General features: G+C 57.9%; 10 protein-coding genes, 2 tRNA genes and 3 rRNA genes. 10 read left to right on the top strand and 5 right to left on the bottom strand.

All coding sequences use genetic code 11. The annotated features are described in order from the left end of the window. Positions 1 to 104: 104 nt before the first annotated feature. Complete coding sequence (locus F7R26_RS11445; protein WP_150992889.1) at positions 105 to 1,553, top strand: sensor histidine kinase; 1,449 nt, start codon at positions 105 to 107, stop codon at positions 1,551 to 1,553. Here the strand turns inward: F7R26_RS11445 and F7R26_RS11440 are convergent. After that, entirely contained in the window at positions 1,550 to 2,047 is a 498-nt protein-coding gene (locus F7R26_RS11440) for an acyl-CoA thioesterase (RefSeq protein WP_150992887.1), read from the bottom strand. The genes F7R26_RS11445 and F7R26_RS11440 overlap by 4 nt on opposite strands. A gap of 498 nt (positions 2,048 to 2,545) precedes the next feature. On the opposite strand from F7R26_RS11440, the gene F7R26_RS11435 reads away from it, so the two are divergent. Beyond that, entirely contained in the window at positions 2,546 to 2,794 is a 249-nt protein-coding gene (locus F7R26_RS11435) for a hypothetical protein (RefSeq protein WP_150992885.1), read from the top strand. A gap of 461 nt (positions 2,795 to 3,255) precedes the next feature. On the opposite strand, the gene F7R26_RS11430 is transcribed toward F7R26_RS11435, so the two are convergent. Beyond that, positions 3,256 to 3,906 (bottom strand): SOS response-associated peptidase, encoded by a 651-nt coding sequence (locus F7R26_RS11430; protein WP_150992909.1) that lies wholly within the window; start codon positions 3,904 to 3,906, stop codon positions 3,256 to 3,258. Positions 3,907 to 4,025: 119 nt separating this feature from the next. Further along, positions 4,026 to 4,289: an integrase gene (locus F7R26_RS11425; protein ID WP_150992881.1), complete on the bottom strand. Its 264-nt coding sequence runs from the start codon at positions 4,287 to 4,289 to the stop codon at positions 4,026 to 4,028. Positions 4,290 to 4,463: 174 nt separating this feature from the next. Between F7R26_RS11425 and dusA the strand changes: the two genes are divergently transcribed. After that, complete coding sequence (gene dusA / locus F7R26_RS11420) at positions 4,464 to 5,441, top strand: tRNA dihydrouridine(20/20a) synthase DusA (protein WP_241754527.1); 978 nt, start codon at positions 4,464 to 4,466, stop codon at positions 5,439 to 5,441. A gap of 869 nt (positions 5,442 to 6,310) precedes the next feature. Here dusA and F7R26_RS11415 read toward each other — a convergent pair. After that, a complete protein-coding gene (locus F7R26_RS11415; protein WP_150992877.1) occupies positions 6,311 to 6,610 on the bottom strand; it encodes a hypothetical protein in 300 nt (99 codons plus the stop codon). A 1,368-nt stretch (positions 6,611 to 7,978) separates the two neighbouring features. Here F7R26_RS11415 and F7R26_RS11410 point away from each other — a divergent pair. The 5 genes from F7R26_RS11410 (at position 7,979) to rrf (ending at position 13,303) form a co-directional block, all read left to right on the top strand. Continuing rightward, positions 7,979 to 9,509 (top strand): 16S ribosomal RNA (locus tag F7R26_RS11410). 61 nt (positions 9,510 to 9,570) lie between these two features. Continuing rightward, a tRNA-Ile gene (locus F7R26_RS11405) sits at positions 9,571 to 9,647 on the top strand. A 47-nt stretch (positions 9,648 to 9,694) separates the two neighbouring features. Continuing rightward, positions 9,695 to 9,770: transfer RNA gene (locus F7R26_RS11400), tRNA-Ala, on the top strand. 315 nt (positions 9,771 to 10,085) lie between these two features. After that, positions 10,086 to 13,054, top strand: a 23S ribosomal RNA gene (locus F7R26_RS11395). 136 nt (positions 13,055 to 13,190) lie between these two features. Then, positions 13,191 to 13,303 (top strand): 5S ribosomal RNA (gene rrf, locus F7R26_RS11390). The 16S, 23S and 5S rRNA genes sit together here with 2 tRNA genes alongside, the layout of an rRNA operon. A gap of 93 nt (positions 13,304 to 13,396) precedes the next feature. Here the strand turns inward: rrf and F7R26_RS11385 are convergent. Continuing rightward, positions 13,397 to 14,341: a DUF808 domain-containing protein gene (locus F7R26_RS11385; protein WP_150993007.1), complete on the bottom strand. Its 945-nt coding sequence runs from the start codon at positions 14,339 to 14,341 to the stop codon at positions 13,397 to 13,399. 358 nt (positions 14,342 to 14,699) lie between these two features. Here F7R26_RS11385 and F7R26_RS11380 point away from each other — a divergent pair, with 358 nt between their 5' ends. Together F7R26_RS11380 and F7R26_RS11375 are read left to right on the top strand one after the other, a co-directional pair. Next, entirely contained in the window at positions 14,700 to 14,978 is a 279-nt protein-coding gene (locus F7R26_RS11380) for a hypothetical protein (RefSeq protein ID WP_150993009.1), read from the top strand. A gap of 144 nt (positions 14,979 to 15,122) precedes the next feature. Continuing rightward, complete coding sequence (locus F7R26_RS11375; RefSeq protein ID WP_150993011.1) at positions 15,123 to 15,341, top strand: hypothetical protein; 219 nt, start codon at positions 15,123 to 15,125, stop codon at positions 15,339 to 15,341. Positions 15,342 to 15,670: the final 329 nt, after the last annotated feature.

Raw genomic sequence — 15,670 nt, 5'->3', positions numbered from 1 at the left:
CATTAGCCGGACTTTGCACAGGTGCGCTTGCCGCGACTTAAAATGGCGGCTGCCGGTCAGCCTGACGCCCGTCCGGGCGCGCCGACCCGCCCCTCCGGAACCCCATGTACGCCATCCTGCCAGCCTTCGTATCCGCCATTTTTCTGGGATTCGGCTTGTACGTGCTGGTCACCAAGGGCGTCACGCGCATTTCCACGTCCTTCTTTCTGCTGTGCGTGACCACCTTTGCCTGGCAGGGAACCTGGGCCTTCCTGTTTCAGGCTGAGCAGCCGGATGTGGCGCTGCTGCTCGCCAAGGTGGGCTATCTGTTCATCATCTTTCTGCCAACCTGTTTCTATCACTTCGTGACCGAGGTCACCGAGTGCCGCACCGAGCGGCCGCCGCTGCTGTTTTCCTACGGACTGTCCCTGGTTCTGGCGGTGATGGTGCTGACTGGCGGTGAGGTGGTGTCCGGTGTCTACATCTATTTCTTCGGTGAGTACCCCAAGGCCGGGCGGTTGCATCCGCTGCATGTGGCGCAGACGGTGCTGCTTGCCTGCCGCAGCGGCTGGCTGCTGCTGGCCGCGCGCCGCAACGCCACGGGCGAGAAGCGCAAGCGTCTGGATCTGTGCCTGGTGAGCCTGTGCCTCTACTCGCTGGCAGCAGTCGACTATGCGGCCAACTACGGTTATGCCTTCTATCCGCCAGGGGTAATATTCATCGGCGTCAGCCTGGGCATTCTTGCGGTGACCATCGTGCGCTACGACTTGATGCACCCCTTCTCGCTGGCGGCTACCGTGGCGCACGAGGTGCGCACTCCCTTGACCACGATCCGCCTGCAGGCCGACGAAATCGGCCGAGCCTGGCCCGATCTGCTGGCTGGCTATCAACTGGCGGTGGCGCACGGCTTGTGCAAGGACCGCATGCGGCCCGGGCAACTGGACCGGGCAGCCGGCCTGGTCGCCTCCATTCAGCGGGAGATCGATGGCACCCACACCGTGATCGACATGGCGCTTGCCTCCGTCACGCTGGAACGGCTGGACCGCCATAGCTTCACCGCGCAATCCCTGCAGCACTGCGTGGTGTCCGCTCTCGAACGCTATCCTTTCCTGGCGGGGGAGCGCGAACGTGTGGCGGTAGGGCCGATTGACCCGGCCTGGTGCTTCCGGGGCTCCGATACGCTGCTGGTCTACGTGCTGTTCAACCTGCTCAAGAACGCACTGCAGGCCATGCGCGCGAGCGGCGACGGCCGCATCGAGATCGGCGTGGTGCAAGAGCGCGGCTGCTGGCTGCTTCGCTTCAGCGATACCGGCCCCGGCATCTCGCCAGAAATCCTCCCACGGATCTTCGATCCCTTCTTCTCCACCAAGGCTCACGGCAACGGCGCCGGCATGGGGCTGGCCTTTTGCCGCCGTGTGGTCGAGGCTTTCGATGGCCGCATCCAATGCGAATCCGTGCGTGGTGTCCGCACCACCTTCACGCTGCGCCTGCCCGACGCGCACACGGGCAAAGGCAGTGCCATGCGTGCCCGCCCCGCCAGCCAGGTGCCGGCCAGCGGGGCGGAGCCTGTTTAGCTAGCGAAGGCAGGCAACTTCAATTCATACTCCTTGACGCGCTCCACGATCTCCTTCGGGAAGCGCATGATGCGCTTGTCCCTGCCGGCGAACACGATCTGCTGGTAGCCGAGCGACACCGGGCGCCCCCCGACGCAAAAGCGGAACAGCAGGTAAGCCGAGCACTGCTTCACCTGGAAGGTATTCAGGTAGCAGTCCACCTTCTGGAACGGGAAAGTCTCTTCCACGTACTCCTGATGCGCGCGCTTGGTCACGAACACGCCTCCGGCAGCCAGCAGGTTGTCATGAATGCATTCATGGAACCAGCGTTCCCGGCAGACACCCTGCCACTCGAAATAACGCGCAAAGTAAGTATTCATGAAAGCGTTGGAGTCCTTGAGATAGATATCGATTGCATGATGGAACGTCTTTTGCGGGGGCGTCTCCTGTATGTCTCGCGTGAACATGTCGCTACCGCGGCTAAGCACATGGGGGATTGCGTCTCGCATCAACATTGAAAGCTCCTGGCTAGGAATGGCTGCTGGCGGCAGCCACGCACGCCCCCCCGAACGGGTGGGGCACACCGCATTCTGTCTGCTTTGCCGCGATAGGTGACGTGAACGAGATTTGCTGTTGCGCGGGCGGGCGGGTGGGCGCGCGTTTAGGGAATGCACTGGGATGGGCGTGCAGGGATCGAGGCTGCCGCCGGACGCCCGAAAAACCTAGCTTTGAAGCTGTAAGAGGATGAATTCCCGGTACCTGCTCATCGCCATTGCATGATTGCGTGATTGCGTCTCGTTGGTTCTTTGAAACGGCGCAGTCCCATTCATCGGCGGGCACTTACACGCGCGAATCTCCCGCGTAGGAACTCGTCATCGAGTCCAACCGACACATGGAGGATGCAGTGAGTAGGTCCATCAATGCTTGCTTCTCCGGTCCACTCTGTGTCCTGCCGTTGTGCGCTCAGGGTCCTTGGACCATGCTACGATCCTATTGAACAACTGGAGAAAGCTATGGATCTCCAAGGCTTCACGTACTACAAAGATCACTGGTACGAGGCTTCCGCGGCGTCCCCAACCGGCGGGCCCTGGCATGGCGAGGTGACGATCTGTGCAAAGGCGGCGGACGGCAGCTCGATCAAGATCTTCGAGCACGAACCCGTGCCTGGGCAGTACTTTTCCGAAGGCGAGGCGTGGCAGCATGCGCGCGACTATGCCGAGAAGCTGATAGACGAAGGCCGGGCGAACCCAGGCGCTCACTGATTCGCGCACCGTATCACCATCAGCGTCAACCACATTGCGTGCTACGGTATTCCGACATACAGGGAGGGGGGCACATATGGACTTCAAGTACAGAGGTCGGGATATCTCCATCCAGACGAGAGAGGTCGCCAGCAATCGGTGGGACTGGTCGTATGTCATCCGTGGGCACGGGCACAGGCAAAATACTCGGGAGCCGGCGGTCTCGGAAGAGATCGCGATCGATGATGCATATCGAGTTGCGAAACGCGAGATTGATCTGATCAGCGTTGACTGGGACGACTAGCATCTCGCATTTCGGGCACTTTTCAAGCCAGGAAACGTGAGCAGCAAGAGTGGGAAGTCCTCGCCAAGGCAGTCGAAGTGCCTCCCTGTAGTTCGTCCAGCGTATCGACCTGATCGCCGAATGGCCGCTCATGGCTGCGGATTCAACCGGTCAATTTCCATCCCGCCTGTATGGGGCGCTACCCGGCAGCCTTCGCCCGCGGCGCTGGCTCAGCATCCATCAGTTCGGGTGGGTAGGCCCGCATGAAGCTGCGCGCCCGCTCAGGCTCCCGGCAAGTCAGCCAGTCATTCCATTCTGCTCGCGGCACGATTACGATCATGCGTTTCTCTTTGCCCGGGGCGTGGAAGCGGTTCATAAGGGGGTGCTTGTCGGAGTTGATGGTCAGCATGGTGAAGCTGAACACCTCTGCGCCGGCGTCGCCCGGCCACGCGCGCCACAGACCTGCGATGGCGAACTCTGGCTCCTCCTTCAGCCAGATCCGCCAGCGCACCGACTTTGACCCGCTCTCGTAGTTCGGCTCGTAGAAGCTGGTGGCCGGCACCAGGCAGAACTGGCCCTTCTTCCAGGGGCCAGAGAACGACCGCTTCTCGCCGACCGTCTCCGATCGCGCATTGGTGGTGTCGAACCTGGCCACGCCTGGCGGGATCCGGGCCTTCGGCACCATGCCAAACGTGCCAACCAGCGCCCGGCGCTCGCCGTTGCCAGCGGCCACGACGATCGGTGCGGCATAGTCCGGCCAGGTCTCTGGTGGGTAGTCGGGGGGCGGCGGCTCGACGCCGAAGACATCGCGCAGCAACTGGCGCTGCACCGGGGCGTAGTTTGTGCACATGGGTGACCAACTCTGGGCGTTCGCGAGCCACGATTGTGCCACCGCCGCGAGCGCGATCACGTCGAGCCACTTCCAGCCCACAAAGCGGTCGCCGACATGCCTTAGGTGCGTGTAGCGCTTCAGGCTCTGCGATGTCTTTGCGAGGCATCTCTGATGTGGCGGTCGATCACGGCGCTCAGCCGTGGGGCATCCCGCTGCGCGGGTTCCAGCGCGCCGGGCTGCGCCAGTTCGCGCTCGCGTTCTTCCATCCAGGTCACGGCGGCCTGGCGGCGATCAAACGTCTTGGTTTCGGTAAGCACCACCTTGCCGCCTTGCTTCAGGCGGATCACGGCGGCGTAACCTATACTCTCGTCCTTGCGTTCGCGCTGAAGAATGTTGCCCATGGTTTCCGGTGCAACATGGTTTTCTTCGGTGCTACATTGAAACATCCAAGCTCAAAAATGAGCCTAAAGAGGCAGTAACCGTAGGAAATGGCACACGTTCAGAATCCCCCGCAAACCGAGGCTGGAGGCGGAATCCCCGCAAAAACAACGGGCCGTAGAATATCGGTTGCACCGATGATGGATTGGACTGATCGTCATTGCCGCATGTTTCACCGGCAACTGAGCCGCCATACTTGGCTGTACACGGAGATGGTGACCACCGGCGCGCTGCTTTATGGCGATGTGGCTCGTCATCTCGACTTCGACGCCGCTGAGCAACCGGTGGCCCTGCAACTTGGCGGCAGTGAGCCTGCTGACCTGGCCGCCGCGGCGAAAATGGGCGAGCAATGGGGCTACGTGGAGGTTAATCTGAACTGCGGCTGCCCTTCCGAGCGGGTGCAGCGCGGTGCATTCGGCGCTTGCCTGATGGCGGAGCCGGAACTGGTGGCGGATTGCGTGAAGGCGATGCGCGACGCGGTATCGATTCCCGTGACCGTCAAGCATCGCATTGGCATTGACACGATCGAACATTACGACTTTGTTCGCGACTTCGTCGGCACTGTGGCCGATGCGGGGTGCGAGACCTTTATCGTGCATGCGCGCAATGCGATCCTGAAGGGGTTGAGTCCGAAGGAAAATCGCGAGATCCCGCCGCTGCGTTACGAAGTGGCTTACCAACTCAAGCAGGAATTCCCGCATCTCGAGATCCTGATCAATGGCGGCATCGTCACGCACGACGAGATGGACGAGCACCTGGCGCATGTGGATGGCGTCATGATTGGACGCGAGGCCTATCATCAGCCCTACGTGCTGGCGGAAATGGACAGGCGTTTCTACATTGCGCAGACCCCGGTGCCGTCACGGCTGGACGTTGAACTGGCGATGCAGCGCTATATCGGGGATTTGGTCGAGAAGGGCGGCTATATGGGTGCGGTGACGCGCCATATGCTGGGCCTGCATCGTGGTATCCATGGTGGCCGCGGCTGGCGGCGGGTTTTGTCGGATGCGCGCCGCATGCACGCGGTGCGCACACGCGCAGCCGTCGACGCCATGTTTGAAGAAGCGCGGGCGCATCTGCTGCAGGGTGGTGCGCCATCCCCCGAGGCGGCTTGAGCAAGATCCGCTCGGGCTGGCGGGTGGAGTCCGGATTATCTGGGCGTACTCGCGCGCGGCCAGCAAGCAGTCCTGATTGCGAATAGATCGCGTTTGTGCGCCCCGAGCATAATGGATTTTGAGCGCTCGTTGTCGTGTTGGCTGGAGTATTCCCTCTAACTTCGAATATTCTTTTTATGCTCGGGAGCCGCGGGGGGCTGTGACGCGCACTTGATCGTCGCGGCGGGACGGTTTCCCGCCATGGCAGAGGGATTCCCCTAATTAGTCACGAAGCCGCAAGTTCTTACACTGTGCTTGCCCTCGAATACAGGGCTTTCTTCAACTGATTGTTCAGCCCGCCTAGTGCGGGCTTTTTTTTATCGTGGCGGCTGCGACTGTATGGTCGACTTCGGTTTACCCGGATAGTACGAATGGAAAATGACAGCTAGATTACCAAGGCCTTCAGGGCAATTGAGATCGCAAATTTAAGAACCCGCGCAGCGGGTTCTTTTTTTACCTGTTTCTGCCTGTTATCGCTCGCCATCTAGTGGGCGCCTTGGCAGGTCGCGCGCTACTTTTCGCTGGTGCGTGAGATGCCGACATCAACGGTGCCATATGCGGTGATGCTTGACTCCCGGCCCTCTGCGCTTTGGCTGGCACATCCGACAAGTAGTGCCAGTAGCGCGCCGCCCGCCAACAGTCCCCACAACGTTTGCTTCATGGTTCTTTCCCGGTGTTGCCGAGGAAACGGCATTCCCTATTGGGTATCTGCCACCGGGTTTGGTTCCTGTATGGAGGCAATCCACGCAAACCGGCGGCGGCGAGCTCCCGCGGGCGAATTGGGCGGACAGAAGTCGGGGGCGCTACCTTGCAAGCATTGGATGTCTGGCTTACCCGATGACAAAGCGGTGCAGCAGCAACGTCGCAATGGCGGGGCAGGCGAGGACCAGCCCACCCAGTGCGGGGAATCGCTGCGACCACATACCGATCAGGGCGGGGATCGCAGCAATCGGAGCAAGGATATGCATCAGCAAGGAAAGCAGGGTGTTGGGGTTGCCGGCATTCGCAGCCTGCGACACTTCGCTTCCGCCATGCGGGCCAAAAAGCCCGTACGCACTTCCGAACAGGAGGACGACCAGGCAAAGGGTGGCGGCTAGCTTGAGGGTGAGTTTGGCGCTGAAGGACCGCATCGCTGTGTTTTCCACTTGGATTGTGAGCCCCACGGTGGGCCGGGTAGGGCGCTTGGCGCATGCCAAGAATGTTTGTGAAAATAGCGCAAACTGCACCTAAACCAACTGAGACTTTTCTAAGTCAGAATTAAATCGAGTCGAGGCGGCGGCCAGTGCCCTTGGCGGCGCGTGTCGTTGTTTGCGGTTTTGCGGCGAGGGCGTCATTGCGGAAGACGTCCTGCGTTGGATGCCGCGGCCGGCAGTGGCAAGCCGGCTGTGGCCCTTTGAGGCGGCGGAGCCCGCCAAGACTCCATGCGCTGGCAAGCTACGCCTCGCGGCAGGTGACGGGGGGTGCTTTGTTCTTCCTTCGGCGTGATCTAGCATGGAACCGTCAGATCTTCCTGACACGGGTTTGAGGAGACGGCTGTGGGAAAGTGTGATCTGGATGAGGAGTGTTCCGCAGGGGGTTGTGCCGCCAAGGGCTTAGCCATTGGCGTGCTTGTGCTGGGTGCCTTGCTGGCGTTCGGGTGCCTCTGCTGCGAGCGGCACAAAGCCTGCCGCAATCGCGAATAGACGACTTGAGTGAACTCGTGTGGGCTGCGCGACGGGGGCTGCGTCATCCTGGCTATCTCATTGTTTGTGAGTTGTGAGTCGCAAGTTGCAATCGGAGGTGGACGCCCTGTGGGAGCAGTTGTCCGCTGGTGGGGAGGATGTGCGGTTGGCTCAGGGATAAGGTTGGCGTGTCCTGGTGGATCGATTTGTCGATCCTCTGCCTGCGGCTCCAGGGCAGGGATGCTGGCAAGTCGGCTCGGATCAGGGGGCGATATTCAAGATGCGTAAGCTCGACATTGCTTTGCTAGCGCGGGCATGCGAGCGGAATTGATCTTAAATGTTATCCATGATCAACTTTATTCATCTCGAGGAATTCGCTCAAGAAAACGCTTGCCAAGGCCGAAGGGGTCCCCTATGATTCGCCCCCCTCGCAACACGAAACACCGCTGCAAAGCAGACGGGACAAGGGTTGCGGGGTTGGCAGGGGTGGTTGGCGGCGCGAACGGCGCGGCGAACTGAAGGAAAAAAACCTATTGACGAAACGATGATCACGCTTCATAATCTCGTTTCTCTGCTGCAGCAAACGCAGCGACGCGGTAAGCAAAGCGAACCGCGGTCAGTTCTTTAACAAACAAACAACCGATAAGTGTGGGCGCTTGATAGCGGATGCGGAAGACTTCGGTCTTTTAGCTTACAAGTTATAAAGTGCTCGCACAGTAAAACATGTTGGTTATGTCCGGGGTGCAAATCGCGGATGTAGCCAGTCAGTTTTCTGAGAGTGAGCGACCGCTCGAAAGAGCGAGATCCATAGGGAAACCGAAGGATCACACAGGTATTAAACTGAAGAGTTTGATCCTGGCTCAGATTGAACGCTGGCGGCATGCCTTACACATGCAAGTCGAACGGCAGCACGGGAGCAATCCTGGTGGCGAGTGGCGAACGGGTGAGTAATACATCGGAACGTGCCCTGTCGTGGGGGATAACTAGTCGAAAGATTAGCTAATACCGCATACGACCTGAGGGTGAAAGCGGGGGACCGTAAGGCCTCGCGCGATAGGAGCGGCCGATGTCTGATTAGCTAGTTGGTGGGGTAAAGGCCCACCAAGGCGACGATCAGTAGCTGGTCTGAGAGGACGATCAGCCACACTGGGACTGAGACACGGCCCAGACTCCTACGGGAGGCAGCAGTGGGGAATTTTGGACAATGGGGGCAACCCTGATCCAGCAATGCCGCGTGTGTGAAGAAGGCCTTCGGGTTGTAAAGCACTTTTGTCCGGAAAGAAATCCCTTGCCCTAATACGGCGGGGGGATGACGGTACCGGAAGAATAAGCACCGGCTAACTACGTGCCAGCAGCCGCGGTAATACGTAGGGTGCGAGCGTTAATCGGAATTACTGGGCGTAAAGCGTGCGCAGGCGGTTTTGTAAGACAGGCGTGAAATCCCCGAGCTCAACTTGGGAATGGCGCTTGTGACTGCAAGGCTAGAGTATGTCAGAGGGGGGTAGAATTCCACGTGTAGCAGTGAAATGCGTAGAGATGTGGAGGAATACCGATGGCGAAGGCAGCCCCCTGGGACGTCACTGACGCTCATGCACGAAAGCGTGGGGAGCAAACAGGATTAGATACCCTGGTAGTCCACGCCTAAACGATGTCAACTAGTTGTTGGGGATTCATTTCTTCAGTAACGTAGCTAACGCGTGAAGTTGACCGCCTGGGGAGTACGGTCGCAAGATTAAAACTCAAAGGAATTGACGGGGACCCGCACAAGCGGTGGATGATGTGGATTAATTCGATGCAACGCGAAAAACCTTACCTACCCTTGACATGCCACTAACGAAGCAGAGATGCATCAGGTGCCCGAAAGGGAAAGTGGACACAGGTGCTGCATGGCTGTCGTCAGCTCGTGTCGTGAGATGTTGGGTTAAGTCCCGCAACGAGCGCAACCCTTGTCTTTAGTTGCTACGCAAGAGCACTCTAGAGAGACTGCCGGTGACAAACCGGAGGAAGGTGGGGATGACGTCAAGTCCTCATGGCCCTTATGGGTAGGGCTTCACACGTCATACAATGGTGCGTACAGAGGGTTGCCAACCCGCGAGGGGGAGCTAATCCCAGAAAACGCATCGTAGTCCGGATCGTAGTCTGCAACTCGACTACGTGAAGCTGGAATCGCTAGTAATCGCGGATCAGCATGCCGCGGTGAATACGTTCCCGGGTCTTGTACACACCGCCCGTCACACCATGGGAGTGGGTTTTGCCAGAAGTAGTTAGCCTAACCGCAAGGAGGGCGATTACCACGGCAGGGTTCATGACTGGGGTGAAGTCGTAACAAGGTAGCCGTATCGGAAGGTGCGGCTGGATCACCTCCTTTCAAGAGCGTGCATCTTAAGTCGAGCGTTCACACTTATCGGTTTGTTTGCTGTTACAGCCAAGGGTCTGTAGCTCAGGTGGTTAGAGCACCGTCTTGATAAGGCGGGGGTCGTAGGTTCAAGTCCTACCAGACCCACCAAGTTACGGATGGTGGTTCGAAGCCGAACCTCCGGACAGAAGTAAATTGGGGGATTAGCTCAGCTGGGAGAGCACCTGCTTTGCAAGCAGGGGGTCGTCGGTTCGATCCCGTCATCCTCCACCAATTACCTCGCACTTCGGTGTGCACCTTGGATTGGTCGTCAAAGGCAAGCGCTTAGGATTGAGCGTTTGCCTTTGGCCTTGGCCAAGACGTTGCGAGACGCAGTTTCGCACGGCTGTTCTTTAACAATATGGGATGTAGTAAAGGTGTCGTGAGCGTTGATGAGACGCTGCAGTAAAAACACGATACCGGGTTGTGATTGTATCAACCAAAATGTATTTAAGTGATCGAAAGATGACTTGGAATACGGCACAAATGCGAGAACTCATCCTGTAGCGAGCACGGCTTGAACGCAAGTTTGAGACACACTCGTTATAGGGTCAAGCGAACAAGTGCATGTGGTGGATGCCTTGGCGATCACAGGCGATGAAGGACGCGGTAGCCTGCGAAAAGCTTCGGGGAGCTGGCAAACAAGCTTTGATCCGGAGATGTCCGAATGGGGAAACCCGGCCCGAATGGGTCATCCCTGACTGAATACATAGGTCAGGGAAGCGAACGCGGCGAACTGAAACATCTAAGTAGCTGCAGGAACAGAAATCAACCGAGATTCCCAGAGTAGTGGCGAACGAAATGGGAAGAGCCTTGTACTCTTTAGCAGCATTGTTAGCAGAACGGGATGGAAAGCCCGGCCATAGCAGGTGATAGCCCTGTATGCGAAAACAGCGTTGTGGAACTAGGTGTACGACAAGTAGGGCGGGACACGTGAAATCCTGTCTGAAGATGGGGGGACCATCCTCCAAGGCTAAATACTCGTGATCGACCGATAGTGAACCAGTACCGTGAGGGAAAGGCGAAAAGAACCCCGGGAGGGGAGTGAAATAGATCCTGAAACCGCATGCATACAAACAGTCGGAGCCTGGAAACGGGTGACGGCGTACCTTTTGTATAATGGGTCAGCGACTTACATTCAGTGGCAAGCTTAACCGATTAGGGAAGGCGTAGCGAAAGCGAGTCCGAATAGGGCGTTCAGTCGCTGGGTGTAGACCCGAAACCAGACGATCTATCCATGGCCAGGTTGAAGGTGCGGTAACACGTACTGGAGGACCGAACCCACTAACGTTGAAAAGTTAGGGGATGAGCTGTGGATAGGGGTGAAAGGCTAAACAAGTCTGGAAATAGCTGGTTCTCTCCGAAAACTATTTAGGTAGTGCCTCGTGTCTCACCTTCGGGGGTAGAGCACTGTCATGGTTGGGGGGTCTATTGCTGATTACCCCGCCATAGCAAACTCCGAATACCGAAGAGTGCAATCACGGGAGACAGACATCGGGTGCTAACGTCCGGTGTCAAGAGGAACAACCCAGACCGCCAGCTAAGGTCCCTAAGATTGGCTAAGTGGGAAACGAAGTGGGAAGGCTAAAACAGTCAGGAGGTTGGCTTAGAAGCAGCCATCCTTTAAAGAAAGCGTAATAGCTCACTGATCGAGTCGTCCTGCGCGGAAGATGTAACGGGGCTAAGCCAGTCACCGAAGCTGCGGATGCGTGCATTCCTTTAAGTGCACCTTGCTTGTCGATGCGCAGCATCGACAAAGCGCCCAACAGAGATCGTTGGGAGGCAAGTGAAGTGGATTTAAAGGAGTGCACGCATGGTAGGAGAGCGTTCTGTAAGCCTGTGAAGGTGTCTTGTAAAGGATGCTGGAGGTATCAGAAGTGCGAATGCTGACATGAGTAGCGATAAAGGGGGTGAAAAGCCCCCTCGCCGTAAGCCCAAGGTTTCCTACGCAACGTTCATCGGCGTAGGGTGAGTCGGCCCCTAAGGCGAGGCAGAGATGCGTAGCTGATGGGAAGCAGGTTAATATTCCTGCACCGTCGTATGATGCGATGGGGGGACGGATCGCGGAAGGTTGTCCGGGTGTTGGAAGTCCCGGTCCCTGCATTGGAGAAGGCGCTTAGGCAAATCCGGGCGCGGAATTCAAGGATGTGGGGCGAGCGGCCTAGTGCTGCGAAGCAATTGGAAGTGGTTCCAAGAAAAGCCTCTAAGCTTCAGTCATACGAGACCGTACCGCAAACCGACACAGGTGGGCGAGATGAGTATTCTAAGGCGCTTGAGAGAACTCGGGAGAAGGAACTCGGCAAATTGGTACCGTAACTTCGGGATAAGGTACGCCCTTGTAGCTTGACTGGCCTGCGCCAGGAGGGTGAAGGGTTGCAATAAAATGGTGGCTGCGACTGTTTAATAAAAACACAGCACTCTGCAAACACGAAAGTGGACGTATAGGGTGTGACGCCTGCCCGGTGCCGGAAGATTAAATGATGGGGTGCAAGCTCTTGATTGAAGTCCCGGTAAACGGCGGCCGTAACTATAACGGTCCTAAGGTAGCGAAATTCCTTGTCGGGTAAGTTCCGACCTGCACGAATGGCGTAACGATGGCCACACTGTCTCCTCCCGAGACTCAGCGAAGTTGAAGTGTTTGTGATGATGCAATCTCCCGCGGCTAGACGGAAAGACCCCATGAACCTTTACTGTAGCTTTGCATTGGACTTTGAACCGATCTGTGTAGGATAGGTGGGAGGCTTTGAAGCGTGGACGCTAGTCTGCGTGGAGCCGTCCTTGAAATACCACCCTGGTTTGTTTGAGGTTCTAACCTTGGCCCGTGAATCCGGGTCGGGGACAGTGCATGGTAGGCAGTTTGACTGGGGCGGTCTCCTCCCAAAGTGTAACGGAGGAGTTCGAAGGTACGCTTGGTACGGTCGGACATCGTACCTAAAGTGCAATGGCAAAAGCGTGCTTAACTGCGAGACCGACAAGTCGAGCAGGTGCGAAAGCAGGACATAGTGATCCGGTGGTTCTGAATGGAAGGGCCATCGCTCAACGGATAAAAGGTACTCTGGGGATAACAGGCTGATACCGCCCAAGAGTTCATATCGACGGCGGTGTTTGGCACCTCGATGTCGGCTCATCTCATCCTGGGGCTGTAGCCGGTCCCAAGGGTATGGCTGTTCGCCATTTAAAGAGGTACGTGAGCTGGGTTTAAAACGTCGTGAGACAGTTTGGTCCCTATCTGCCGTGGGCGTTGGAATCTTGACGGGGGCTGCTCCTAGTACGAGAGGACCGGAGTGGACGTACCGCTGGTGTACCTGTTGTCTCGCCAGAGGCATCGCAGGGTAGCTATGTACGGAAGAGATAACCGCTGAAAGCATCTAAGCGGGAAACTCGCCTGAAGATGAGGATTCCCTGGAGCCTTGAGCTCCTTGAAGGGTCGTTCGAGACCAGGACGTTGATAGGCTGGGTGTGGAAGCGCAGTAATGCGTTAAGCTAACCAGTACTAATTGCCCGTAAGGCTTGATCCTATAACCAGTGTGTTTCTACCTGGTGTGAGTGTCGCGTGCCGCTGCCGCAGCAACAAGCAGCTTGGCCGATACGCACAACCCCTACTACATCCCTATTCGCTGCGTTGAGCACACCTCAACGCGGCCACCGTTTATGCCTGGTGACCATAGCGAGTTGGAACCACCCCTTCCCATCCCGAACAGGACCGTGAAACGACTCCACGCCGATGATAGTGCGGATACCCGTGTGAAAGTAGGTAATCGCCAGGCTCTCCCTTGAAACCCCTCAGTACGAAAGTACTGGGGGGTTTTGCTTTTGTGGCTGCGATTTTGTGGCTGTGGATTTGAAAGACAAGCAGGCATCTATTCCGTCGACGGCCGCAGGGCCCGCATTCCAAGTTTTGCAACGGTGACCACCGCCGTGACCAGTGCTCCTGCAACGATGCCCGCCAAAGCATTGATCAATACCGGTCCCAGCATTTCCAATCCACTGCCGACTAACGGTACGCCTGCCAGTATTTCCGTCGTCGGCTCCGCCAGATGATGCGCGGCAGGAATCCCATGCACCAGAATGCCGCCGCCCACCAGGAACATAGCTACGGTTCCCACAACGGAAAGCGCGCGCATCAGCCAAGGCGCCAAGCGCAGGATACTGCGCCCGGCGGCGCGCGCAGTCGCCGAGGTCTTCTGGCTCAAGTACAACCCCGCATCGTCCAGTTTGACGATACCCGCCACTAATCCGTACACCCCGACCGTCATGATCAAGGCGATGGTCGACAGCACCGCAACCTGAGTGCCGAACGTCGCACCGGACACGGTCCCAAGCGAGATCACGATGATCTCTGCCGACAGGATGAAGTCCGTGCGCACCGCTCCACGGATCTTGGCTTTCTCATAGCCAGCCACATCGGTCTCGAGGCTTGCAGCTTCGGGCTTGCCCCCAGCATGGCTTGTGTCTTCCCCTGAAACGCTATGCAGGAAGCTGTGGGCAATCTTCTCGAAGCCTTCATAGCAAAGAAAGGCACCGCCGGCCATTAGCAGCGGCACGATGGCCCAAGGCGCTGTCGCGCTGATCGCCAGCGCAGCCGGCACAAGAATCACCTTGTTGCGCAAGGATCCCATCGCGACCGCCCACACCACAGGTAACTCACGATCGGCTTTCACGCCGCTGACCTGCTGCGCATTCAAGGCGAGGTCGTCGCCCAGTACGCCGGCCGTTTTCTTGGCCGCCAGCTTGCTCATGGTGGCCACGTCGTCGAGGATGGAGGTAATGTCGTCGATCAGCAGAAGCAGGCTGGTACCAGCCATATCCAAAGCTCCTATGAAGGTGAGAACGCGTGCCTCGTCATGTAGACAGGTCACGCCCGATACTGTGCCACAGGCGTCGCAAGCGATGTAGGCCATCGCCAATCTGGCAGTTCAGAATGAAAATTGAGACAACCCCGGCGTCCGGCAAAAAAAAACCAACGGAATGGCAGGACTGCGTACGGGAGTCTCGTCGGGGTCAGTCAACGAGCATTTGCACTACGCCAAACGGCACGGAAGCTTACTATGCGCCGTCGGTAGGATGCATTTCGAATCGCCTGCAGATGGCGTAGCCGACGAGCTGCTCAAGGATGCACGAATTGGCCATGTTAGGATCCCAGCGAGGCACCGGGAGATGGCCATGGTTCAAAAGCTGTTCTACGAATTGCCAGCGGATGAGCGTGAGAGTTTCGAGTCCGCTTGCGCACGGCATGGATTTGTACAGCAGGATTTCGATGTCGCAGCAGAGGAGGGCACGCCGCTAGCCGGCAGGCCGAGTCATACTCCGCGGGAAATCACCGTCGCCCGTGTAATCGGAGGCGAAGTTCGGCGCTATCCAGACAGGGCGGGGTCTTCGTGGATCGCAGCGTTCGAGCAAGATCTGGCGCGGGATGTCTTTGGCTTCCCTCTTGCCGATTAGTTGGTTGTTCACTTCCGCCCATGCGACGTTCATCGTGATGGCGTCCAGTGCAGCGCGATAGCCCGGGAAGGCATCTGATCTCAATGCTTTCATGCCTTTTTGGCGGCGTGCTGCTGCTTGCCGGCACGCGACTTCAGGGGCAGCGTGAGCGGCGACACGCTGCGCATCGCCTTCTACACCAATGCCAATTCGTTGATCGAGGCGGAGTTGCGTGTGGGTGAGCAGACCATCCTCGGCACTTTCATCAACCCCAAGGGCCGCAAGACCTGCCGCCTTGCCTGTCCTGGGCCGGTGGCGATCGGCCTGACGGCAGGCCGATCCTGCAGAACCATGGCACACTGTCTTTCTGGCGGAGGTGGGTGAGCAGATCCGGCTGGCGCTGGCTGAACGCGCATCGCGTAGAGCATGAATCCACGGCCCCACCGTTAGGCGGCCGCGGGGTGGGGATGAGGGTGCCGAGTATTCCCACCGTGGGAATATGGCGGTAATAGAACACCGCTTTGAGACGCACAAACAAAAACAGCGCCTTGGATAAGGCGCTGTTTTGTAAAGCAAATTCTGGGGTGGCTGATGGGACTCGAACCCACGACGACAGGAATCACAATCCTTGTTCAATTTTCATTGAAATCAATGGGTTAGGTTGTTTTATTGGAATTTGACCCACCTCGAAACCCGCGTCGTTTCGTGGTCAT

The sequence above is a fragment of the Cupriavidus basilensis genome (genome assembly GCF_008801925.2).
Lineage (GTDB): Bacteria > Pseudomonadota > Gammaproteobacteria > Burkholderiales > Burkholderiaceae > Cupriavidus > Cupriavidus basilensis.
The sequence above is the reverse complement of the archived record's forward strand: the minus strand, read 5'-3'. Positions and strand labels throughout refer to the sequence as shown.

Coding starts and splice junctions, on each gene's coding strand:
- F7R26_RS11445 (WP_150992889.1), top strand. CDS start 105: ATGTACGCCATCCTGCCAGCCTTCGTATCCGCCATTTTTCTGGGATTC.
- F7R26_RS11440 (WP_150992887.1), bottom strand. CDS start 2,047: ATGTTGATGCGAGACGCAATCCCCCATGTGCTTAGCCGCGGTAGCGAC.
- F7R26_RS11435 (WP_150992885.1), top strand. CDS start 2,546: ATGGATCTCCAAGGCTTCACGTACTACAAAGATCACTGGTACGAGGCT.
- F7R26_RS11430 (WP_150992909.1), bottom strand. CDS start 3,906: ATGTGCACAAACTACGCCCCGGTGCAGCGCCAGTTGCTGCGCGATGTC.
- F7R26_RS11425 (WP_150992881.1), bottom strand. CDS start 4,289: ATGGGCAACATTCTTCAGCGCGAACGCAAGGACGAGAGTATAGGTTAC.
- dusA (WP_241754527.1), top strand. CDS start 4,464: ATGATGGATTGGACTGATCGTCATTGCCGCATGTTTCACCGGCAACTG.
- F7R26_RS11415 (WP_150992877.1), bottom strand. CDS start 6,610: ATGCGGTCCTTCAGCGCCAAACTCACCCTCAAGCTAGCCGCCACCCTT.
- F7R26_RS11385 (WP_150993007.1), bottom strand. CDS start 14,341: ATGGCTGGTACCAGCCTGCTTCTGCTGATCGACGACATTACCTCCATC.
- F7R26_RS11380 (WP_150993009.1), top strand. CDS start 14,700: ATGGTTCAAAAGCTGTTCTACGAATTGCCAGCGGATGAGCGTGAGAGT.